Genomic DNA, 21931 nt, shown 5'->3' with positions numbered 1-21931 from the left:
CCGGGGTCAACGCCATGAAAGTTCTAGTGCTCGGAGGCGGCGTCGTCGGCACCACCACGGCGTACTACCTGGCACGAGGCGGGGCCGAGGTCACGCTGGTGGATCGGCAGCCGACCCCGGGAATGGAAACCAGCTTCGCCAACGCGGGGCAGGTGTCGCCGGGGTACTCCACCCCCTGGGCGGCGCCTGGCATCCCGCTGAAGGCGATGAAATGGCTGTTCTCAAGGCATGCGCCCCTGGCGATCCGCCCGGACGGCACGCTTTTCCAACTGCAGTGGATGGCCGCCATGCTGCGCAACTGCACGTCCGAGCGCTATGCCGTCAACAAGGAGCGCATGATGCGGGTGGCGGAGTACAGCCGGGACTGCCTTCGTGCCTTGCGCCAGGAGATGTACCTTGGCTACGAGCACCGCACCGGCGGGACGCTCCAGCTGTTCCGTTCGCAGGCACAACTGGACGCCGCGCAGCGCGACATCGCCGTATTGCGCGAATGCGGCGTGCCGTTCGAGCTGCTGGACCGCAGCGGCCTGTCGAGGGTCGAGCCGGCGCTGGCTCATGTCCAGAGCCCGCTTGCGGGTGGCTTGCGGCTGCCCAACGACGAGACCGGCGACTGCCATCTGTTCACACGGGCGCTGGCCCGCACATTGCCTGGCTTGGGGGTGGAGGGGCGCTTTGACAGCCGTGTCGTGGCGATCGAGGTGGAGGGCGGCCGCGTACGTGGTGTCCGCCTCGCGAGCGGCGAGCTGTTGCGCGCCGACCGGTACGTCCAGGCCTTCGGCAGCTACACGCGTGATCTGCTGCTGCCGCTGGGCTTGAATATCCCGGTCTATCCGCTCAAAGGCTATTCGCTCACGGTGCCGCTGACCGATGAACGGCGCGCGCCGGTGTCCACCGTCCTCGACGAGACCTACAAGATCGCGCTGACTCGCTTTGACCAGCGCATCCGGGTCGGCGGGATGGCGGAGATCGCCGGCTTTGACCTGCGGCTGAACCCACGCCGACGCGAGACGCTGGAGAAGGTGGTCCAAGACCTCTTCCCAGGCGGTGATGTGCCGCGTGCCACCTTCTGGACGGGACTGCGCCCGATGACCCCCGACGGCACGCCCATCGTCGGGGCGACGCGCTATCCCGAGCTGTTCCTGAATACCGGTCATGGCACCCTCGGCTGGACCATGGCCTGCGGCTCGGGTCAGCTGCTGGCTGACCAGATCAATGGCCGGCGCCCGGCGATCAGCACGGAGGGCTTGTCAATGGCCCGCTACCTCGACCAGCCGCGCGGCCGCAGCGCCGAGGTCTCCGTCGGGGCCACGTCATGACGCGGCCCAGTGCTGCGCTCATTGATCTGCGTGCCTTGCGCCATAACGCACGGGTGATGCGCTCCATGCATGGCGGAAGGCAGATCGCGGTGCTCAAGTCCAATGCCTACGGGCATGGCGCGGTGGCTTGTGCCCGGGCACTGGGCGGCACCAGCGACGGCTTCGGCGTGGCCTTTCTGGAGGAGGCGCGCCAACTGCGTGCCGCGGGCATCGAAGGCCCGCTGTTGGTGCTGGAAGGCGCTTTCGATGCGCGGGAGCTCGTGGAAGCCGTGGCCGGCGGCATTGCATTGGTGGTCCACCATGAGGACCAACTGCGCATGATCGAGCGAACGCCACTGCCTCGCGTGCCCGCCTCCTTCTGGCTGAAGATCGACAGTGGCATGCACCGCGCGGGCTTTGCGCCGGACGCCGCCGCCGCGGCGTATCGCCGATTGCAGGCAACAGGGCAGGCGCATTCGATCACCTTGATGACTCACTTTGCTCGTGCGGACGAGCCCGACTGCCCCGCCACACGCGAGCAGCTGGCAGTATTCGAGGCGGCCACACAAGGCCTGGCGGGGCCCCGCAGCCTGTGCAACTCCGCTGGCATCCTCGCCTGGCCAGCGGCCCGGCGGGACTGGGGTCGGCCCGGTATTGCCTTGTATGGTGCCGATCCGCTCGGCAGCAGTGCCTCGCCGCTGGCGCCGGTCATGACGCTTCGCAGCCACGTGTTTTCTCAGCGCTTGCTGCAGCCCGGGGAGACGCTCGGCTACGGCGGTGCCTTCCGCGCGACAGAGCCCACGCGCGTGGGCCTGGTGGCGCTGGGCTACGCGGACGGCTACCCCCGCGCGGCGGCCACGGGCACGCCGGTGGCGGTCGACGGGCAACGGACGCGGCTGATCGGACGCGTGTCCATGGACATGTTGACCGTCGACCTCACGCCCCTGCCGCACGCGGGCATCGGCAGCCCCGTGGAGCTGTGGGGGCCCACGATTCCCGTGAACGAGGTGGCCTCCCGTGCGGGCACGATTGCGTACGAGTTGCTGTGCAACGTCAAGCGTGTGCCCTTGCAGTACCTGGACTGACAGGCGGCGCTGCACGCGCGGCGCCGGCCTCGCATCCATCGCCGACGCGGGAGCGTCGGTGCCATCCCCAAGCTGATCGGCGCCGGCCTAGCAGCGTTTGAAGAATCGCCTGTCCTCCAATCGGCCGGCATACAGCGCCGGTCTCCCTTCGCTACCGTGTGCCTGTCGTTCTCCTGTCGTATCGCGGGAGAGCGCCCGGGGTTCCGGTCCGCCGGGTGACGCTACTCGTCACGCCGCCACCTGGCCATCGCAGGGGCTCGGGCGCACAGATCCAAGACAAGAAGAAGCAAGGCTGGCCTGGCGCTCTGACGCCTGGTTCGCGGTGATTGCGACAGGTGTTGAGGGAATCCGCAGTTTCGGTTGATGAGCTTGTCCCCGTTCGGGCGCCTCCACGGAGGGCCCTCCACTCTTCCAGGAGATTGTCGAGATGAAGCGTCGTGAACTCTTGCAGATGGCCGGCACAGGTGCCTTGGCCGCTGCCTCCGCCACCGTCCCTCAGGTCGCCCACGCGATCGGCCGGCAAAACGTGTTGATCATCGGGGCCGGGCTCGCCGGGCTTCGTGCGGGACAGATCCTCAAGGCGAAAGGCCATCTGGTGACGATCCTGGAGGGCCGTAACCGCTTCGGCGGGCGCTGCTACACCAGCCACAAGTGGGCTGATCTGCCGATGGATCTGGGGGCGACCTGGATCCATGAGTCCGGCAAGGGCAACCCCATTACACCGATCGCCAAGGCGCTGGGCCTGCGCCTCGCGGCCGACTCCTATGACAAGACCACCGCGTACGAGGCGGGTGACGGGCCGCTGACCGGCGCGGACCTGACCTACTTCAACACGATGGGCGACAAGGTCCGAAAGGCCATGGAAAGCAGTGGCGACTCCAATTCGGAGATGTCACTGATGCAGTACACCAAGAACAAGATCGGCTATGCGTCGATGGACGCCTATGACAAGCGCCTGACGGACTATTGGATGCGGGAGATCGGTGGCTACGAGTATGCGGGCGACACCGCAGAACTGTCCGCCTGGTACTGGGATAACGCCAAGGAATTCCCCGGCCCCGAGGTCTATCTGCCCGACACCGGCTACGAGCCCATCGTGAATGCGCTCGCCCAGGGGCAGGACATCCGCCTGAACCAGATCGTGAGCAAGATCGCCTACACCGGCACGGGCGTGACCGTCACCACCAACGTGGGCACCTACACGGCCGACCGGGTCATCGTCACGGTGCCGCTGGGCGTATTGAAGAAGAACAAGATCAGCTTCAGCCCGGCGCTGCCCAGCGCCTACTCAACGGCCATCTCGAAGCTGGGCATGGGCACCGGGGTGCTGAACAAGGTGGTGCTGCGCTTCCCGTCAGTGTTCTGGCCGGCGAAGGACTGGCTCGCCTATGTGCCGACGTCTGCCGAGCTGGGCAAGTTCCACGATTGGTTCAATCCCTCTCCGGCGCTCAACGGCAAGGCCGTGCTCATTGGTTTCACAGCCGGCTTCTACGGTCAGCAGCAAGAAGCGCTGGCCGACTGGCAGATCGTCGACAAGGCCATGGATGTGCTGCGTGACATGTTCGGTGATGGCATTCCCAACCCGACCGACTACCAGGTCACCCGCTGGGACCAGGACCCCTTCAGCTATGGGTCCTACTCCTTCTTTGCCACGGGTTCCACGCCGGCCATGGTCAAGACGCTCACCACCGCGGTATCGAACCGCGTGTTCTTCGCCGGTGAGCACACGCACCCGGACTATCCGCAAACCACGCACGGCGCCTACCTGAGCGGCGAGCGGGCTGCAAACCAGATCCTGGCACTGAAGGCCTGATCGAGAGAGCGGGCCCTCCGGGCCTGCTCTCGACCCGCAAGTGGTTCTCGAAGAACTCAGGGCGTGGGTGACGAGAAGCACCAACTGAACAGATCGCTCTTGCTGCGAACGCCCAGCTTGTCGAGTGCCCGCGTGGTGTAGGTCTTGACTGACGACGGTTGCAGGCCCATGTCATCGGCCATCTGCGCCAGCGGCTTGCCAGACAGCACCGCCAGGCAGACCTCGAACTCACGGTGCGACAGCTCGAGTCCTTGCAGTTCGAGCTGCCGGGCGAGGTGCTTTCGCAGGGTCGGGTTGTGATCGAGGATGCTCAGCTTGGCAGGGAGGATCTCCGCGTGGTTGCGCAGCAGCGGCAGCGCCAAGCCGGCCATGCGATGCAGCTCGGCCCGTTCGCCGTCGCTGAAGGGGGCCTGCTCCGAAGTCCGCATGCAGTACAGCACGTAGATGAAGTCACCGAAGGCCTCACAGATGGCGTAGTGCTCCGGCACCAACCCGCCATCAAACCACTCCTCGCGGGCATCGGCGGTGCTGATCTGGTCTGGCGTGATCTGGAAGCCGCCCGATCCTTCGAGCTGAAGGATGCGTGGCATCAGCGGGTCGAGGTGCCAATGGCGCTTGAGGTAGGTCTTGGCTTCCTGTTCGAGGTCGTTGTCGGGATAGCCCGCTCCCGAGGCGGCACCCAGCCATTCGATGTTCACCATGCGTGAACGGGCGGGGTCACGCGTGTGGCAGCACAGCTCCAGGCAGGCGATGGGCACGCGCGCGTTCACGAAGGCCCACAGCATCCGAGGAAAGGAAGGGTGCCCCAGGGATCGGGCCAGAGAGCCGATCTCTTCGAACGCGGGGCCCAGGCTTCTGGCGGCATGCGGCGGTGATCCGTCCCAGTCAAGGTGATGGACCACTGAGCCAGGAAGTACGGCAGCCGGCGACGCGGCCTGGCCCATCAGTTGAAACGGTGGCATGCGAAGGACTCTACGTGTGATTGGACAGATCGATGTCAGGCATCCCGTGCGCGCAGGCGATGGCCTGTGAACGGCGCCCGCCCGTTGCCGGGGTGGTGGCACGACCGGTAGGGTCGCCGCGGTGGCGAAGGCGCGATGCGGATCGATCGCTGCGGGCGCCTAGGCCACCGTCCAGAGTTCGGTGGGGTGCTGAAAAATGTACTGGAGCTGGTCGCCGCAAGGGCTCCATGATTCCCCGTACTCGGACAGCAAACCACACTTTATGGGCGACTTTCGAATGCGGCAGGACGGCCGGAAGAGCCGATGGATTCTGGGTATATCGTTGATCAGGGTCAATCGATTCGAAAGCGGACGGGATCTCCACGCAACATCCATCCAGGCTCCATGCAATCTCCATCTGGCGACGCAACACTGACCTGCGAAGGGCACGTGTGCAGGCCCTCTTCCCGCAGTCAGGAGCGTCAGAGATGAACAGAAGAGAACTACTCGCGGTGGCCGCCAAGGCGCTGGCAGTGGCCAGCTGCGGCGCGGCTGGCCGGGCCATGGCGGCAGTGGGCGAGCAGCCGAAGTCTGTCGTGGTGATTGGTGCGGGCATCGCCGGACTGACCTGCGCCTACGCTTTGCGAGATCAGGACCTGCTCGTCCTGGAGCCTGGCGGCTCAGCCGGTGGCCGCACGCTGTCCGGTCATCACGCCGGCTATACCTATGCCAAGGGCACCGAGTACCTGGGCAAGCTGGACGGAGCGCTGGAGACCCTGGCTGATGATCTCGGGCTGGAGCCCTGTGAAATTCCATCACCGATGGATGCGCAGTTCGATGGCCAGCGTTTTCACTACGGCCAGAGCGGGCTGCGACGCTACCTGGTCCAGAACAGCGACGCCGCGACGTACCGGCGATTCAAGCAGCTCGTGCTGCAGGCCTTCCAGCATTACGACGAAATTCCTTCGCTCGAGTACAACGCCATGAACCGCCGGCTGGACGGCATCACCGCCCTGCAGTGGTTGCGGGAGAACGGCATGCCCGAGGTGTTCCTTCGCAAGTACAACGTGAGCGCCAAGGGCCTGTTCGGTGCAACGCTGAACGAGATCTCGGCCCTGAGCTTTCTGCCGGAGGCCGCCTTCGACTACGGCGACGCCGAAGGAGATGCCGATGACGCCGAGGATGCGGATGAGCCGGAACGCTCGGGTGCCTATTCCTTCAAGACGGGCATCACCGAGCTCACGGGCGCGCTCGCGCGCGTCCTGGGCGAGCGGCTGCGTCGTGGGTGCACCGTCACCCGCGTCCGACCAGTCGGCGAGTTGTTCGAGGTGACGTACCAGGATGCACGAGCGGGTGAGGTCACGGTGATGACGCGCAAGGTCGTGCTGGCGACGCCCGCGCCCGTCACGCTGGCGATTGCCGAGCAGGCGCTGACTGAGGAGCGACGACGGCTGCTTCAGTCAGTGCGCTATGCCGCCTACGCTACGGTAGCGCTCTTCACGGACGAACCGATCTTTGACAGAGCCTTCGACCTGGCGGTGCCGGACGGCTACGTCTTCACCGATGTCTACGATGCCACCTGGGTCGAGCGGCTTCACGATCGCGCTCGTCGTTTGCCGCGCACGGGCATTGCCTCGGTGTACATGGCGCCGGCCAGTGGGCAGGATCGCTCGGTGCTCGAATGGAGCGACGAGGTGCTGCTCCGCAAGCTCTATGTCGATCTGGAGAAAGTCTTTCCGGGCGCCACTCAGCGGGTGGTCGGCCACGACATCCAGCGCTTCTCCCACGCCTACCCGATCATGTCGCTCGGCGCTTACGGCCGGCTTCTCCAGCTGGATCGTTTGAACGAAGGGCCGCTCGTCCTGGCGGGGGACTACACGATCTACCCGACCTTCGAGGCGGCTGCGCAGAGCGGGTTCATCGCGGCCGAGCGCATCCGCGCCTAGTTTGAAATGACGGGCAAAGGCTTACAAGCCCTGTTCGCGATGCAGGCGGTCGTGCACGCGGCGTGTCGCCCGCCACACGCCCCACAGGACGAGTGGGATCAGCGCACCCGCAGTCATTTCTGGCTGAATGGCCAGGCCCGCCCCTTTGAGCGCCTTGGCGCCATACAGCAGCAGGCTCACAACGTAATAGGAGATGGCGGCGATTGACAGCCCCTCCACGGTGGTCTGCAGGTTCAGTTGCAGCTGCTGCCCTCGCGTGAGGCGGGCGAGCAGCTCCTGGTTCTGGGCCTCCGTGGCGATGTCGACACGGGTGCGCAGCAAGGCGCTTGTGCGCTCGATTCGCTGGGACAGCGAGGCCAGGCGCTGAGCCGTCGAAGCCACGGTCGCCATGGCTGGTGAGAGCCGTCGCTGGATGAAGTCCCCCGGCGTCTGCGTACCCGGGATGGCTTGCTCTCGCAGGTCGTTGATGCGTTGGCGCACGAGCTCGGCGTAGGCCTGCGATGCAGAGAACCGGTACATGTGCTCCGCGGTGGCGCGCTCGACGCGCGCGGCCAGGTGAATCAGCGTGTCCAGCAGCGCCTGCTCGGTGTCAGCGCGCGTTTCCAACTGGCCGATGATCTCCGCCAGGCCAGACTCCGCACGCAGCAACATCGGCGATAGGGACTTGGTGACGGGGAGTCCCCGCAGCGCCATCAGGCGATAGACCTCGAGTTCCAGAAGCCGTTGCGATACCCGACCTACACGCGCAGGCGTGATGCCCTCGGGGGCGAGTACCAGCATGCGTTCGAAGCCATCCTTGCGAAGGCGGAAGTCGCTCATCACCATCGTCCGAGCCTGACCCAAGAGCGCCGCCAGCGCATCCTGCCCTCCCAGCCAGCGCTGACCCAGGGCCAGTGCCGCCGGAGGGTCATCGAGCGGGTGCTCCAGCATCGCAAGCTGAATGGCCGACACCGTGCTGCCAGGGATGGCCGCGAGCCAGGCGGGGTCGATGCCCATGGCTGATCCAAGGTCCGGGTTGCTGGCCGTGAGGCCGAGACTCTCCGGCAAGGGAGACACCACGGAGTAGCGGGTGAACTCGGTGTGCCGCTCCCACTTCAAGGTGTAGCCGCCCAGATGCAGTCGAAGAAAGTTGGCCTGAACATCGGAGGCGCTGAGAGCCTGCTGGCCTGGAAGCATCCGAAGATGGGCGAGTTCGAGCTCGCGTGGCACATCGCGGTTCAGCACCGCGACGAAAGTCACCAGTGCCGGTGTGCGGATCCGTGCAGGTGGACGAGCATGCACCTCGTTATGCAGCTCAGTCCGCAATGCATCGTCGGGCGGAAGCAGGCGCTGCGGGGTCGTGGTCGGATCGGCGGGCATGGCGATGAAGCGGGCTGACCGGGGGCTTCGAGTATGCGGCGCGCTGCGTCGCAATGCCTCGCTGAATCGGAGAACACTGCTTCCGCGGATGGCGAACCCGTAGCAGTCGCCTGTGCTCGCCAATCAGGACTGCCATCGCTTGCGGCGAGGCATGGGCAGACAGCTTCTGAGCTCTGCCGGGGCGGGGCTGCCTGGGGCCGCCTGTTGCCCGCGTCTGCAATCGGTGGATTCAGCTCAGGCATAGATCGTTGCGCCCGAGCGCATTGGCACCGATGGCTCGCATTTCATTGATTGCTATGGACTCTGAAACCGCCATGGCACTGCTAGTTATGATCCCCGCCCGAAGGGGCGGCCCCAGTGGAAAAACGATCAAAGTCAGCAGCGCGCCAGACGCGCAAACTGGAAGCGGCCGGCGTCAATATCCTCGGCATGGGTTTGTTGGTGACGGTGTTGCCGTTTGCCTTGAAGGCGACGCCGATGGCGGCAGTGTCTGGGAAGCTATGGCCCCTGGGACTGCTCTTGTTGGCTGGCGGTGCCGGTCTCTTGTTTGTCGCTCACAAGATATGAGCCCGCAGCGTGCCGATATCGGCGCCCGATGGTGAATCGGAGGTGGTCGGCCAAGTTCAAACACACTCGAAGCGCTCGCGACAGGGAACGCGTGCGGCGGTGGAGGCGTCGACGCCTGCTCAATCTGCCGAAGTACCGGCTGCAGCTAAGCCTGAGGAGCGGCCTGATAGGTGGAGCCAGGCCGTGTTCGACATGATCGAGTGGCGACGCTTTGAGGCAGTCGTCGAAGCGCTGTTCAAACAGGTAGGCTTTGAGACCAAGTCCCAGTCGCACGGTGCTGATGGCGGCATAGACATTTGGCTGTCTCCCGGAATCAGCCCGCGGCCCCTGTGAGCCTGGTGCAGTGCAAGCACTGGCAGGGCAAGAAGGTCGGCGTTGACAAGATTCGCGAGTTGCGCGGGGTGATGGCGGCGCAGAACGTGAAGCGAGGCCAGTTCGCGACGACGTCGACATTCACGGCCGACGCCATGGCCTTCGCCGCGGAGAACGGCGTGAACTTGCTAAGCGTCGACAAGCTGCCTCAGCTCATCGCGTCATGGACGCCTGAGCAGCAGTCCGAGCTGCTCAACGTTGCGCTGGAGGGCGAGTACTGGCGGCCCACCTGCGTCAACTGCGGTGTCAAGATGGTTGATCGAGTGTCCCGCAATGGTGGCGCTCCGTTCTGGGGATGCCCGGCGTTCCCAAAGTGCAAGACAACTATGCCGATGCGCGCTGCTTAGGCCCAGTCGCTGGGTGCGGTGAGTGTTTACGACTTTGGCTTGGCGACACTCGGTTTCAGTACGACGGAGATTGGCAAGAATCCAGGACTCATGTTTACGACTCTAATTGCCCGAAACACGAGGTGTGTTTTTGACAATTAAAGTCGTCAACACGGGCTGAGTCCCCATGCGGCCTGGCGACCGAACGCCGGATTGCGGGAACAAGCTTGTCCCTGCGGCCGGTGCCGAACGCCTGCTGCGGGAGCTGCTTCCGTGGCTCCCGGGCGAGACCCTCTTCAGCCTTGTGAGCCGGCTCCACCGCCTGTGGGGCCATCGAACGGCAGATCAAACGGCGGACACGTCCTTTTCGGGCGTCGTCGGCAGGGCTATCAGCACGACTTCCCGAGCGGGCTGCATGAGCTCGAGCAGAACACGCAGGGCTGGTCGGCGACTTCAGGGTCGCCGCCCTCATTCACCAAGCGCCGCCTCGCTCTCCATCTGGCGATCGGGCTCCTCGGTGCGAAGGATCTCGTTCAGCACGGAGGTGGCGTAGTTCCCGGCCGGCAAGGAGAACGTCAGCACCAATTGATCCGCTTGAGGCCATTCCCAGGCCATGTCCGCCGGGCTCGCCACCAGGGCGCGTCGCTCCTGGTCCAGGCCGGCGTGTTCCATGCCGTCGCACAAGGCGGGGTGACGTTGCGCCACGCCCATCTCCAGGGCCTGCGCCTGATCGGTGGCGCTGACGCGGCCCCGCCCCCAGAGCGGCCCGGTGGGGCGGCCCGCCTCGTCCATCACGTCGCCAGGCAGGGACTTGCCCCAGAGGCCTTGCTGAATCCGCAGCGCCAGTACTTCATTGAAGACAAAGGAGCGCACGGCTGACAGGTAGATGCCCTTCTTCTTCGGGTTGCGCACGCGGATCTCGCGCGCCAGCATGGCGCGGCCCTGTTCGACATTGCCGCCGTCATGGCCGAAGCGCTGGGCGCCAAAGTAGTTGGGCACGCCCTGCGACGCCACGGCCTGCAGATTGGCCTCGATGGCATCGCGGTCGCCGCTCACCGCTCTCAGCACGATGCGGAAGCGGTTGCCCTGCAGATCCCCCGGGCGCAGCTTCTTCACGTGGCGGCTCTGGCTCAGGACCTTGAACTCCGGGTGCTGGAGCTGGGTCAGGTCGGGGGTCTCTCCCTTGGGCAGATAGATGCTGAACCACTGCCGGGTGAGGGCGTAGCGGTCCTTGAGGCCGGCATAGCCCACATCGCGTTCCTGCACGCCGGCGGCCTCGGCCAGCTGCTGCGCAACGAAGGCGGTGTTGGCGCCGTTCTTTTCGACGTCCAGCCACAGGTGCTCGCCTTCGCCAGAGGGCAGCTGCAGTGGCAGCTCGGTCACGATGAAATCCTCGTTGAGGAGCTTCAGCGTGGCACGGGCGCCGCTGGCCGGATAGGCATTGGGCCACTGTGGCAAGGTCGTGTAGTGAGCGTCGGTCATGGGGCTGGGGGAACCAGTTGTGGTTGGGGGCGGGCTGTCTGGCCGACCCCGGGGCGGGCCAATCGTTGATTGTCTCCCGGCTGGCACGGCGGGCCGGCCGGGGGGCTGAGCCAGATCAAACACCGTCCGCCGGACGCGACAGCTGTCACCTGAGTCGGGCGCTTCAATTGCGCAGCGGCGACTTTTTATGCACATTGAACCGACGGTTCGGCGCTGCCGGCAGGGCATCGTGGGACCGCAGCGCAGGCCGCGTGCGGCCTGTGACGTTCAGGGACGGCATGCATAGCAAGTCCCGGAGGCGCGGCCGTGTGGCGCGCCATTCGGGGCAGGGTTCACTGTTGACTCTTGAAGGAGAACGACGTGGAGCTTGTCACTCGCACCCTGGGCAGCGCGGCGCTCGCTGCCCTCGTCGCCTGCATGGCGCCCGATGCGCGCGCGGATCACCTGGTCGTCGTCGTGGGCGCGTCCAGCACGGCGCCCAAGCTGAGCAGCGAGCAGGTCTCGGCCATCTTCCTGGGCAGCGTCAAGAGCTTCCCCAACGGCGAGAAGGCCATCCCCGTGGACCAGACGGCCGGCTCGCCGGCCTATGGCCAGTTCTATGGCCAGGTCGCCGGACGCAGCGAGGCGCAGATCAAGGCCTACTGGTCACGCATGGTCTTCACCGGCAAGGGGGCGCCGCCGCAGGAGGCCGGGGACGCCGCGGCCGTCAAGAAGCTGGTGGCCAGCAATCCCAACCTGGTGGGCTATATCGACGCGTCGCTGGTCGACGGCAGCGTCAAGGTCCTGGCCGAGATCAAGTGAAAGGAGGGCGAGATGAACACCTCGAACAGCACCGCACTGAAGCTCCGCTTCGCCGCACTGGGCCTGGCCCTGGCCTGGGCGGCGCCCAGCCAGGCCGACGACATGCGCTTCACCTGGTCCGGCTTTGCGCAACTGACGGTCGCCAAGGTCCTGGGTGGCACCGAGCGCAACTACATGGAATGGCAATGCCCCTGCGCGATCCAGAACTGGGAGTACGTGGGCGTCTACGAGAAGTCCAGGGGCTGGCAGGCCGACCAGGAATCGCTCCTGGGGCTGCAGGGCACCGTGCATGTCAACGACGCCCTGTCGGCCACGGCCCAGCTCGTCGCCCGGGCCAACAACAAGAACTACCGCCCCACGCTGGACTGGGCCTACCTCTCGTATGCGCTCAATGATTCGTGGACCCTGCAGGCGGGCCGCAAGCGCATCCCTCTGTACTACTACAGCGACTTCCTCTACATCGGCACGGCCTATCCGTGGGTGCGCCCGGCGCCGGATGTCTACGGCTGGCCCATCTACGCCTACGACGGGGCCAACCTGGCCTACAGCGGCGCACTCAAGGGCAGCTGGACGCTGGAGGGCAACCTCTGGGCCGGCAACTTCCAGAACGACAACGCGCCCTACAACACGCGCATCTACTGGGGTGACCCGACCACCGAGAAGTGGCGCAACATCCTGGGCGGCTACGTGACGGTGTCGGACGGCGTCTACAGCGCCCGCTTCATGATGATGCGCTTCGACAACTACCAGTGGAGCGACCTCGCCGACGGCACGCGGCGGGACAACCTCCCGGGCTACCGCACCACCATCGCCGGCCTCTCGTTCAATTACGACGGGCGCGAGTGGATCCTGCGCAGCGAGATCAACCGCTTCCAGCAGGCTACTTCCGACTTCGTCTACAACTACTTCCTCGTCGGCCTCGGCTACCGGTGGCACGACTGGACCGGCATGGCGACGGTCTCGCGGTACCGCACGCAGGAGAACAACCTGGGCTTCGCCATCGAGGGACGGCGCACGCAGAGCCTGGCCCTGCGCTACGACCTGAACAAGAACGTGGCCCTGAAGGCGCAGTACGACGTCTCGCGGGACCAGTCCCGCTACGACTTCTTCGGCGATCACCGGCTGCTGTCCTTCTCGGTGCAGACCGCGTTCTGAGGTGCTGCCTGGCGGCAGCCTGTTGCTTCTCGACATGGCGGCGAGGGATGGGGTGCTCGGGCGATTCCGACATCCCCATGACGCTGCGGATCCACCACCGCCTGCCGTCTTCATGGGCCTCGCCGGCATCGGTTGACTCGATGTGGGCGATGTGGGCGATGTGGGCGATGTGGGCGATGCAGCCGTAGGTCTGGGCTCTCCAGGCGAGCGCCCATTCCTTGAGGCCCTTGCGGACCAGGGGCTCGCTCGCGTCCTCTGGCTGGGCGGTGGTCGCCTTCACCGGCACGACCTGGCTGAGGCTCGCCGCAGCCTGCAGGGCCATCGCGGTGCGGGGGGGTAGGGCGCATGAACAGCGTCATGATCGCGGTGCGCACCTAAGAGGTTAGCAAATGGGGCGATGAGAGGCGACCCGACCGCTTGGCCGGGGCGCTAGTCTGCATGCCTCACGACGCGTGAGGGCTTGGACTGGAGGACGAGCGGGGCCCGCCTGGCCGGGTCGATCAGCGACCGCTGCCCAGGCTCGCCTGCCCGGGGGGCCCTTGAAGCGCGCGCTGGACGGCGCGCTCGACGCCGCTGCTGCGTGGGGGCTCCTGACCCGGCGGGCTCACGACCACGGCAGGTGCGGGTGCCGGTGGAGACTGTGGGTCGATCGGGCGGCGCGGCACGGCGCCGGCAAAGGCCAGCTGCTCCTGCAGCAGGCCGCGGCGCAGCGTGAGGCCTTCGCCGGTGATCCGCTCGACGCGCAGGCCGTGCGCCACCACATCGCCCGCCTGGGCCAGGCGTGGAGCGTCGTCTCCGACCTGCAGCCGGGCCAGCCACCGGCCCCGGCTGTCCTGACGCAGGGCCAGGATGCGCACCGCGGCCGTCACCGGCGTGGCGACAGGGGCCGACGCAGTCTCCGCCCCCCGGGTTGTCGCACGGGGGGCGGGCAGGGGCACTGGCACAGGCTCCGCCATCCGTGCCGGAGGCGCCGGGGGCGGGGCGAGGGCCTCCGGTCTCAGCAGCCATGGGCCCAGGCCGAGCAGGCCCAGCGCCAGGCCGGAGGCCCAGACCCAGCCCCACCCCGCCGACACGCCTCTGGCGCCCGAGCGGGCGGGCGTGGCGCTCACCATCCGATCGTGAAGGTCACCGTCTGCGGCGACCGCGTATGGATGGACGGGCTGCGCGACCCCACGTCGTCATAGGCAAAGCCGTAGGCGAGGGCGTTCAGGCTGTGCTCATGCCAGAAGCGGGCGAAGTGGTTGGCCGGCTGGCCCGCGGGGAAGTGCGCGGCCGGGTCCCACCAGCTGTCGAAGGGCAGGTGGGCGACGCGCCGGTTCAGCGCGGCGCACAGCTGGGCCTGCAGCTGCAGCTGCTTGCCGGCGTTGCTCGTTCCGCCGCTGGTGTCGTCCAGCAGGCCATTGCCCAGCATCACCATGGCTGTGCTCGGCTTGCCGTTGATGAAGTACACGCCGCCGCTGGCATCGGTGAAGCGCATCACGTTGCCGCTGACACGGCCCCGGAACGTGCCCCAGCCATTGCGCAGGTCCAGCACCAGGTCCTGCTGGCTGTACTGGGCCCAGACGGCGCTGATGTAGTCGTCCAGGTAGTGCTCGTTGGCCTGGCCGGGCTGGAAGGTGGCGTGGGCGGGCGCCATGATGCGCATCGGCGCATAGGGTGCCTGGGCCAGCCCCTTGAACGGCGCCGGCATGTCGTTGAGGAACTTGGCGAAGAGCTCGTCGCGGGTCTCGGTGAGCGATTCACCCACCGTCTGCGTGAAGCCGTCCAGCCCCGTCACCGACAGCTGCACCGGGAAGCCGAACTGGTCCACCCGCGTCGTGTTGACGAAGATGCCCTGCGGATTGCTGCCCGGCGGCAGGATGGCGAACTCGCCGAAATCGAAGGTGACGTCGATGTTGGGATCGGTCGGGTTCTCGATGTTGGCGCCGGCATAGGCGATCCGGCCGTTGGCATCGGTGTTCACCCAGATGTACATGGGGCTGCCGACGCTGAACAGGATGCGCGCCGAATTGATCGGCGGGATGGTCACCGACTTCAGCTGCTCCAGGGTGAAGAAGTAGTTGCTGTAGGGCAGGCCGTTCTTCATCAGGGCGCCGTTGTCACCCAGGCTCATGGGCACCAGCTGGCCCTGCGCATTGACATGCACGAACTGGTCCGTGGCCCAGTCCTTGCCGATGATGGCCCAGTAGACCTGCGCGTCGCTGAACTTCCCCCGCGTGGCGTTGACCATGCGGAAGGTGGTCTGCCCATTCCAGACCTGGCCGCTGCCGCCACCGATGGTGTAGCTGGCCTGGCTGAGGGCGGAGGGCGTCATGCCGGGCTTGTAGGCGATGGCGCGCACCGTCGTCGAGGCCAGCAGCGCAATGGGGCCGCCATAGGCCGGCGAACTGGCGCCAGGGGTGCTGCCATCGGTGGTGAAGCGGATCGTCGCGCCCACGGTGCCGCTCGACAACGCCAGCTGGATGGGCGAGCCATAGCTGCCGCCGGCATGTGAGAACACCGGAGGCAAGACCTGCCCCCCTTGGGTCTCGACGACATAGGTGCCGACGACGTTGCCCGACTGGCTGCCGTCGCTGCGCATGCTGGCGGCGGTGATGGTCAGGGCGGTGTTGACGGTGATCGGTCCCGTGTACTGGGGTGACAGCGCAGTGGGTGCCGAGCCGTCGGTGGTGTAGCGGATCACGCCGCCCGGGGCGGTGGTGGACAGGCTGACGCTGACCGGGCCGGCGTAGCTGCCGCTGGCCGGGCTGAACTGAGGCTTGGGGATGTCATTGCCCGTGCCCATGACATAGCTGTAGGCCGGCGAGTCGGTCTGCGCGCCGGACACCGGGGCATAGGTGAAGGCATAGTTGAGACGCTGGCCGAAGCCCAGGCCGCTCAGCACCGTCTCGTAGCGGCCCAGCGAGGGGTTGTAGGCCATCTTCGGATTGATCTGAGAACCCGTGCCGATCTGGTAATGCAGGATCACGAACTGCTGTGCCGCCGCGGGCTTGAACCAGACCATGGCCGTGCTGCCCAGCTCCGACACGCCCTGCGAGAAGGGGCCGTTGGCGATGCTGATGGTGTAGCTGGCGCTGGTCACGGGTGAGTCCGTCAGGCCGCTGGCGCTGGCATAGGCCTTGATCGTCAGGCTGCCGCCCACGGCGATCGGGCCTGCATAGACGGGTGAGGCGCTGCTGGGCGTGCTGCCGTCGACGGTGTAGCGGATCACCGCCCCCGGCGTGCCGCTGCTGAGGCTGACCTGCTGGACGCCGGCATAGCTGCCGCCGGGCAGGGAGAAGGCGGGCGCGGCCGCAGTGCCACCACCACCGCCACCGCCACCGCCACCCAGGGTGAGCACGAAGAGCGGGCTGTCCGCCGCGCCACTGCCGTTGGCGAACCAGGTGAAGCTGTACTTCACGGTGGCGCCCGCGGGCAGAGAAGCCTTGTACTCGAAGCGCTGGGTGCCGCTGTTGTAGCTGCTGCGCACGTTCTGCTGGCCGCTGCCCGCGTCGTAGTGCAGGTCGACCCAGGCGGTGCTGGCCAGCTCACGGGCGAACCAGAAGGTGGCCACGCCGCCGGCGTAGTCCACGCCCTGGGTGTAGCCCGTGCCGCCGCTGCTGCCCAGGGTGTAGCTGGCGCTGCTGACCGCCGAGCTCAGGCCATTGAGCAGGGCGATGGCCTTGACCATGGCGCTGGCATTGAGCGTCAGCGGGCCCGTGTAGGCGGTCGAGCCGGCACCGGGCGTGCTGCCGTCCAGTGTGTAGCGGATGGTGGCGCCGCTGCTGCTGCTGAGGCTGAGGCTCAGCGGTGCTGCATAGCTGCCCGCGGGCACCGAGAAGCTCGGGGCGGCCGGCGCACCGCCGCCTCCGCCGCCTCCGCCGCCCTGCAGCGTGGTGCTGCCCGCGGCCGAGTCATAGGCCGCGCCGCTGGTGAAGTAGGTGAAGCTGTGGGTGACGGTCTGGCCGGCGCTGGCGGGGAAGGACGTCTCGAAGCGTGCCGAGCTGCTGTTGTAGGCCATGCGCACATTCATCTGCGCGCCGCCGGCCACGCTGTAGTGGGCGTCGACCCAGCTGGCGCTGGCGGCGGGCTTGAACCACAGCGTGGCGGTGCTGCCCGAGAGTTCGGCGCCGGCCGTGTACTCGGCGGCGCGGGCGGCCTGGGGCAGCAGCCCCAGGGACAGGGCCAGGACGGCGCAGAGCAGCCGGCCTATGAGCCCGAAGAAGGTGTGAGTCATGCTTGTCTCCAGTCTGTTGTGGGGGATCCCCCCAGGCGCCTTGGGGCGCTCGTCTTGCTGAGTACTGCAGGCGGAATTCTGGAGTGAAAGCGCTTTCTTGGATAGCTTGGTGTTGACCCGGAGTTTTAGAGAAATATATGTTTGTATATCAATATGAAAGCGATTTCATACTTTCGTGGCGCCGAGCTCGGGCTGAGGGCGGGGTCTCGGCGCCCGGTGCCCGGCGCCCGGCGCGCGCGTGGCCATGGCCCGCGCCGGGCAGGCTCGCGGCGACTGCTGCGGCCTCAGCGGCCGGCCGTCGCGCGCAGGGGCACGCGGGTCTCGAACTTGGAGCAGTTCATGGCGAACATGCTCTTGAAGTTGCGCACGTTGTGGCTGGAGGAGAAGGCCTCGCGGGTGAAGGCGTGGAACTGCTCCATGGACTCCGCGCTGACGATCAGCAGGAAGTCGAACTCGCCGGAGACCTCGTAGCAGGCCATCACGGCGTCCTCGGCGGCCATGCGCTGCTCGAACTGCGTCAGCAGGGCGGCATTCTGCTTGTCCAGCTCCACGGACACGAAGACCGTCAGCGGCCGCCCCACGAGGCGGCGGTCCACGATGGCCACCTGGCGCTGCAGCACGCCGGATTCGCGGAGCTGCGCCATGCGCCGCTGGCAGGTGGCCGGCGAGGTGCCCAGCCGGTCCGCCAGGGCGCGCACGGGCAGGGTGGCGTCGCGCTGCAGGAGGTCCAGCAGGGCGGCATCCAGGGCATCCAGCGCGGCGGGCTGGGCCTTCAGCAGTGGCGCTTGAGACATCGGGCGTGAAATGGGTCGATGGGTGAGACAAACCGTCCATCGCGGCCGTAACGGCGATGAATCTGCTCGCGATGATGCCTCAACAATCCTTCCAAGCACTTCAGGGAGCCAGCCCATGGACAGGACCGAGGACGAGACGCAGGAGGCCGCGTGGGTGCGCTGGCGCCATGAGTTCCACCGCTTCCCCGAGACGGGCTTCCAGGAGTGCCGCACCGCCGACCGGGTAGCTCAGCTCCTGCAGGCCATGGGCGTGGAGGTGGCCCGCGGTGTCGGTGGCACCGGCGTGGTGGGCACGCTGCGGGCGGGGCGGGGCACCGGCACCATCGGGCTGCGGGCGGACATGGACGCCCTGGCCCTGAGCGAGGCCGCCCCGGGCCGTGCGCATGCCTCCGTCAGCGCCGGCTGCATGCATGCCTGCGGGCATGACGGTCACATGGCCATGCTGCTGGGGGCGGCCCAGCTGCTGGCCGCGCAGCGTGGCTTCGACGGCACGGTGCGCTTCATCTTCCAGCCCGCCGAGGAGCACGGTCGGGGCGCCGCCGCCATGCTGGCGGACGGCCTGCTGGAGCGATTTCCCATGGACGAGATCTATGGCGCCCACAACATCCCCGGCATGGCCGCCGGCCATTTCGCGACCCGCGTGGGCGGCCTGATGGCCAGCGAGGACAACTTCGTGATCCGCATCACCGGGCGCGGCGGCCATGCGGCGCGTCCCCACATGGCCATCGACCCGCTGGTGATCGGCGCGGAGATCGTGCTGGCGCTGCAGACCGTGGTCGCCCGCTCGGTGGACCCGCGCCACCCGGCCGTGCTGTCCTGCACCGAGTTCGTCACCGACGGCATCCGCAACGCCATTGCGGGCGAGGTGGTGATCAAGGGCGACACCCGCAGCTACGAGCCCGAGGTGCAGGCCCTGCTGGAGCGGCGCATCCGCGAACTCTGCGAGGGCATCTGCCACGCGCATGGGGCGGGCTGCGCGGTCGAGTACACCCACGAGTTCGCGCCGACGGTGAACTGGGCCTCCTGCGTGCCGGTGGCGGTGCGCGCGGCGCAGGCCGTGGCCGGGCCGGAGCGGGTGGATGCCGACACGCCGCCGCTGATGATCTCCGAGGACTTCGGCCGCTTCCTCCAACACATCCCCGGCGCCTTCGTGTTCATCGGCAATGGCGAGGGCGAGGGAGACGGCGGCGTGCCACTGCACAACGCCCGCTACGACTTCAACGATCGCATCGTGCCCATCGGCGCACGCTACTTCGCCGAGCTGGTCCGCCAGCGCCTGCCTGCGGCCTGAGCTTTCCTCCTGAACCTTCCGCCGAGACACTCCCCCATGTTCTTCCCCAACCCGCATGCCACACGGCGCCCCTACGATGCCGAGCTTCAATCCCTGCTGAGCCTGTCCGAGGGTCGTGCCGCCGGGCAGCGCCTCGCGGGCTGGCCCGGCGTGTCCGCACAGCCGACGACGGCCTGGTCCCTGCCCGGCCTGGCGCAGGCGCTGGGCATCGCACAGCTGACGGTCAAGGACGAAAGCCGCCGCTCCGTCCTGGGCAGCTTCAAGGCACTGGGCGCGCCCAATGCGCTGGTCAAGCTGGTGCAGCGGCGCTTCGGGCAGGCCGGCTGGAACGGCACGGAGCTGCTCGCCGGCCGCCATGCCGAGGCGCTGTCGGGCTTCACCGTGATCAGCGCCACCGACGGCAACCACGGCCGCGCCCTGGCCGCCGCGGCGCAGAGCGTGGGCTGCCGCTGCGTGATCGTGCTGCATGCCCATGTCAGCGCCGAGCGCGAGCAGGCCATCGCGGCCTATGGCGCCGAGATCGTGCGCATCCGTGGCAACTACGACGACTCGGTCACCGAGGCCGCGCGCCTGGCGCGTGAGCAGGGGTGGGAGGTGGTGTCCGACACCTCCTACGAAGGCTACGAGGAGGTGCCGCGCGATGTCATGCAGGGCTACGGCCTGATCGCCGCGGAGCTGCTGGCCGGGCTGGGCCCCGCGGACGCCTGCCCCTGGACCCACGTGATCCTGCAGGGCGGGGTGGGCGGCCTGGCGGCGGGGCTCGTCAGCGGCTTCTGGGACCGCTTCGGCGCGGCCCGCCCCTGCGTCATCGTCGTCGAGCCCGAGCAGGCGGACTGCCTGCTGCAGAGCGCCATCGCGGGCCGGCCGGCGCGGGCCGCGGGCAGCGTCGACTCGGTGATGGCCGGGCTGGCCTGCGGCGAGACCTCGCCCCTGGCCTGGCGCTTCCTGCAGCCCGCCGTCGACGCCTTCATGACGGTCAGCGACGCGCAGGCCGAGGCCGCCATGCGTCTGCTGGCGGACGGCCCGCACGGCGACGTGCCCCTGGTGGCCGGCGAGTCCGGCGTGGCGGGGCTGGCCGCGCTGCAGCGGCTGGCGGCCCGGGCCTCGGAGCGCCAGGCCGTGGGCCTCGATGCGGGCGCGCGGGTGCTGCTCATCAGCACGGAAGGGGCCACCGCGCCGAGCGTCTACGCCGGCATCGTGGGCCGCCCGGCGGCGCACGTGCAGGCCGCCCAGCGCGACTGGCTGCGGCGCGCGGGGCTGTCGCAGGAGCGGCTGATGCAGAGGCTGGAGGCCCATGCGGCCCTGGGTGCCATCGAGGGCGGCGGCGTGTGCCGCCTCGCGCTCACCGACGCCGACCGCCAGGGCCGCGACCAGCTCGTGCACTGGATGCGCGAGCTGGGTCTGGAGGTGCGCGTGGATGGCATCGGCAACATCTTCGGCATCCGCGCCGGGCGGACGCAGGCGGCGCCCGTGATGACGGGCTCGCACATCGACACCGTGGCCACCGGCGGCCGCTATGACGGCATCTATGGCGTGATGGCGGGGCTGGAGGTGGTGCGCTGGCTCAACGAGCATGGGATCGAGCTGGCGCGGCCCCTGGTGGTGGCCGCCTTCAGCAACGAGGAGGGCGTGCGTTTCCAGCCGGACATGATGGGCTCCCTGGTCCACGCAGGCGGCCTGCCGCTGCAGCAGGCCCTGGACACGGTGGGCATCGACGGCCTGCGCTGCGGTGACGAGCTCGCCCGCATCGGCTATGCCGGCGACCTGCCCTGCGGCAGCCTGCGGCCCCATGCCTTCGTGGAGCTGCACATCGAGCAGGGGCCGGTGCTGGAGGCCGAGGGCGCGGACATCGGCGCCGTGCAGGATCTGCAGGGCATCTCCTGGCAGGAGTTCCGCTTCACCGGCCAGTCCAACCATGCCGGCACCACGCCCATGCACCTGCGCCGCGATGCGGGCTACTGCGCAGCGGCCGTGGCGGTGTTCGTGCGCGAGCTGGCGCGGCGCTACGGCGGCAGCCAGGTGGCCACGGCGGGCGCGGTGCAGCTGCATCCGAACCTGATCAACGTCATCGCCGCGCGTGCCACCGTGGCCGTGGACCTGCGCAACACCGACGAAGCGACGCTGCAGCGCGCCGAGCGGGAGCTGGCGGCCTATGTGCGGCAGCTGTGCGAGGCGGAGTCCGTGACGGTGGAGACGCGCCGGCTCGCACGCTTCGAGCCGGTGCGCTTCGACGCCGGCCTGGTCCGCCTGATCGAGGACTGCGCCGGGGCACGCGGCCACCGCACGCGGCGCATGAGCTCGGGCGCAGGCCACGACGCGCAGATGATGGCCAGGATCTGCCCCGCGGCGATGATCTTCGTGCCCAGCGCCGGGGGCATCAGCCACAACCCGCGCGAGCACACCGAGCCGGCCGATCTGCTGCGCGGGGCGAACGTGCTGCTCGATGCCTTGCTGGCGCTGGCCGGGCAGGGCTGAGCCGCCCACGACC

At 67.8% G+C, this 21931-nt stretch carries 16 protein-coding genes; 10 read left to right on the top strand and 6 right to left on the bottom strand.

Annotated elements, in window-relative coordinates; translation table 11 throughout:
- Positions 1-14: 14 nt before the first annotated feature.
- From O9Y01_RS12465 to O9Y01_RS12455, 3 genes are all read left to right on the top strand, one after another.
- Positions 15-1316: a D-amino acid dehydrogenase gene (locus O9Y01_RS12465; RefSeq protein ID WP_269631904.1), complete on the top strand. Its 1302-nt coding sequence runs from the start codon at positions 15-17 to the stop codon at positions 1314-1316.
- Entirely contained in the window at positions 1313-2380 is a 1068-nt protein-coding gene (alr, locus tag O9Y01_RS12460) for an alanine racemase (protein WP_269631903.1), read from the top strand. Before O9Y01_RS12465 ends, alr begins: the two co-directional genes overlap by 4 nt.
- Before the next feature lie 427 nt (positions 2381-2807).
- Positions 2808-4193, top strand: a complete 1386-nt coding sequence (locus O9Y01_RS12455; protein ID WP_269631902.1) for a flavin monoamine oxidase family protein — start codon at positions 2808-2810, stop codon at positions 4191-4193.
- A gap of 56 nt (positions 4194-4249) precedes the next feature.
- On the opposite strand, the gene O9Y01_RS12450 is transcribed toward O9Y01_RS12455, so the two are convergent.
- Positions 4250-4963 (bottom strand): helix-turn-helix transcriptional regulator, encoded by a 714-nt coding sequence (locus O9Y01_RS12450; RefSeq protein ID WP_269631901.1) that lies wholly within the window; start codon positions 4961-4963, stop codon positions 4250-4252.
- Positions 4964-5622: 659 nt separating this feature from the next.
- Between O9Y01_RS12450 and O9Y01_RS12445 the strand changes: the two genes are divergently transcribed.
- Complete coding sequence (locus O9Y01_RS12445) at positions 5623-7080, top strand: flavin monoamine oxidase family protein (protein WP_269631900.1); 1458 nt, start codon at positions 5623-5625, stop codon at positions 7078-7080.
- A 21-nt stretch (positions 7081-7101) separates the two neighbouring features.
- On the opposite strand, the gene O9Y01_RS12440 is transcribed toward O9Y01_RS12445, so the two are convergent.
- Entirely contained in the window at positions 7102-8439 is a 1338-nt protein-coding gene (locus tag O9Y01_RS12440; protein WP_269631899.1) for a DUF3422 family protein, read from the bottom strand.
- A 759-nt stretch (positions 8440-9198) separates the two neighbouring features.
- On the opposite strand from O9Y01_RS12440, the gene O9Y01_RS12435 reads away from it, so the two are divergent.
- Together O9Y01_RS12435 and O9Y01_RS12430 are read left to right on the top strand one after the other, a co-directional pair.
- On the top strand, positions 9199-9339 hold the full coding sequence (locus O9Y01_RS12435) for a restriction endonuclease (RefSeq protein ID WP_269632134.1): 141 nt from the start codon (positions 9199-9201) through the stop codon (positions 9337-9339).
- Positions 9336-9725 carry a restriction endonuclease gene (locus O9Y01_RS12430; RefSeq protein ID WP_269631898.1) on the top strand — a complete coding sequence of 130 codons (390 nt, stop codon included), beginning with the start codon at positions 9336-9338 and terminating at the stop codon, positions 9723-9725. Before O9Y01_RS12435 ends, O9Y01_RS12430 begins: the two co-directional genes overlap by 4 nt.
- A 447-nt stretch (positions 9726-10172) precedes the next feature.
- On the opposite strand, the gene truD is transcribed toward O9Y01_RS12430, so the two are convergent.
- Positions 10173-11186 carry a tRNA pseudouridine(13) synthase TruD gene (truD, locus tag O9Y01_RS12425; RefSeq protein WP_269631897.1) on the bottom strand — a complete coding sequence of 338 codons (1014 nt, stop codon included), beginning with the start codon at positions 11184-11186 and terminating at the stop codon, positions 10173-10175.
- A 360-nt stretch (positions 11187-11546) separates the two neighbouring features.
- Between truD and O9Y01_RS12420 the strand changes: the two genes are divergently transcribed.
- Both O9Y01_RS12420 and O9Y01_RS12415 read left to right on the top strand, forming a co-directional pair.
- Complete coding sequence (locus O9Y01_RS12420) at positions 11547-11987, top strand: phosphate ABC transporter substrate-binding protein (RefSeq protein ID WP_269631896.1); 441 nt, start codon at positions 11547-11549, stop codon at positions 11985-11987.
- 12 nt (positions 11988-11999) lie between these two features.
- Positions 12000-13142, top strand: coding sequence for a hypothetical protein (locus O9Y01_RS12415; RefSeq protein ID WP_269631895.1), 1143 nt, complete (start codon positions 12000-12002; stop codon positions 13140-13142).
- Between the two features lie 500 nt (positions 13143-13642).
- Here the strand turns inward: O9Y01_RS12415 and O9Y01_RS12410 are convergent, their stop codons facing one another.
- The 3 genes from O9Y01_RS12410 to O9Y01_RS12400 all read right to left on the bottom strand — a co-directional run bounded on the left by O9Y01_RS12410 (position 13643) and on the right by O9Y01_RS12400 (position 18152).
- Positions 13643-13999, bottom strand: coding sequence for a hypothetical protein (locus O9Y01_RS12410; protein ID WP_269631894.1), 357 nt, complete (start codon positions 13997-13999; stop codon positions 13643-13645).
- A gap of 248 nt (positions 14000-14247) precedes the next feature.
- Complete coding sequence (locus O9Y01_RS12405; protein ID WP_269631893.1) at positions 14248-17358, bottom strand: beta-1,3-glucanase family protein; 3111 nt, start codon at positions 17356-17358, stop codon at positions 14248-14250.
- Positions 17359-17642: 284 nt separating this feature from the next.
- Positions 17643-18152, bottom strand: coding sequence for an Lrp/AsnC family transcriptional regulator (locus O9Y01_RS12400; RefSeq protein WP_269631892.1), 510 nt, complete (start codon positions 18150-18152; stop codon positions 17643-17645).
- A gap of 115 nt (positions 18153-18267) precedes the next feature.
- Between O9Y01_RS12400 and O9Y01_RS12395 the strand changes: the two genes are divergently transcribed.
- Both O9Y01_RS12395 and O9Y01_RS23170 read left to right on the top strand, forming a co-directional pair.
- Positions 18268-19443 carry an amidohydrolase gene (locus tag O9Y01_RS12395; RefSeq protein ID WP_269631891.1) on the top strand — a complete coding sequence of 392 codons (1176 nt, stop codon included), beginning with the start codon at positions 18268-18270 and terminating at the stop codon, positions 19441-19443.
- A 36-nt stretch (positions 19444-19479) separates the two neighbouring features.
- Positions 19480-21918 carry a diaminopropionate ammonia-lyase gene (locus O9Y01_RS23170; RefSeq protein WP_442952757.1) on the top strand — a complete coding sequence of 813 codons (2439 nt, stop codon included), beginning with the start codon at positions 19480-19482 and terminating at the stop codon, positions 21916-21918.
- The last annotated feature ends 13 nt before the right edge of the window (positions 21919-21931 follow it).

Origin of the sequence: Pelomonas sp. BJYL3 (genome assembly GCF_027257975.1) — a bacterium.
Taxonomy (GTDB): Bacteria; Pseudomonadota; Gammaproteobacteria; order Burkholderiales; family Burkholderiaceae_C; genus Roseateles_B; species Roseateles_B flavus.
This window is presented reverse-complemented; position numbering and strand designations above follow the sequence as displayed.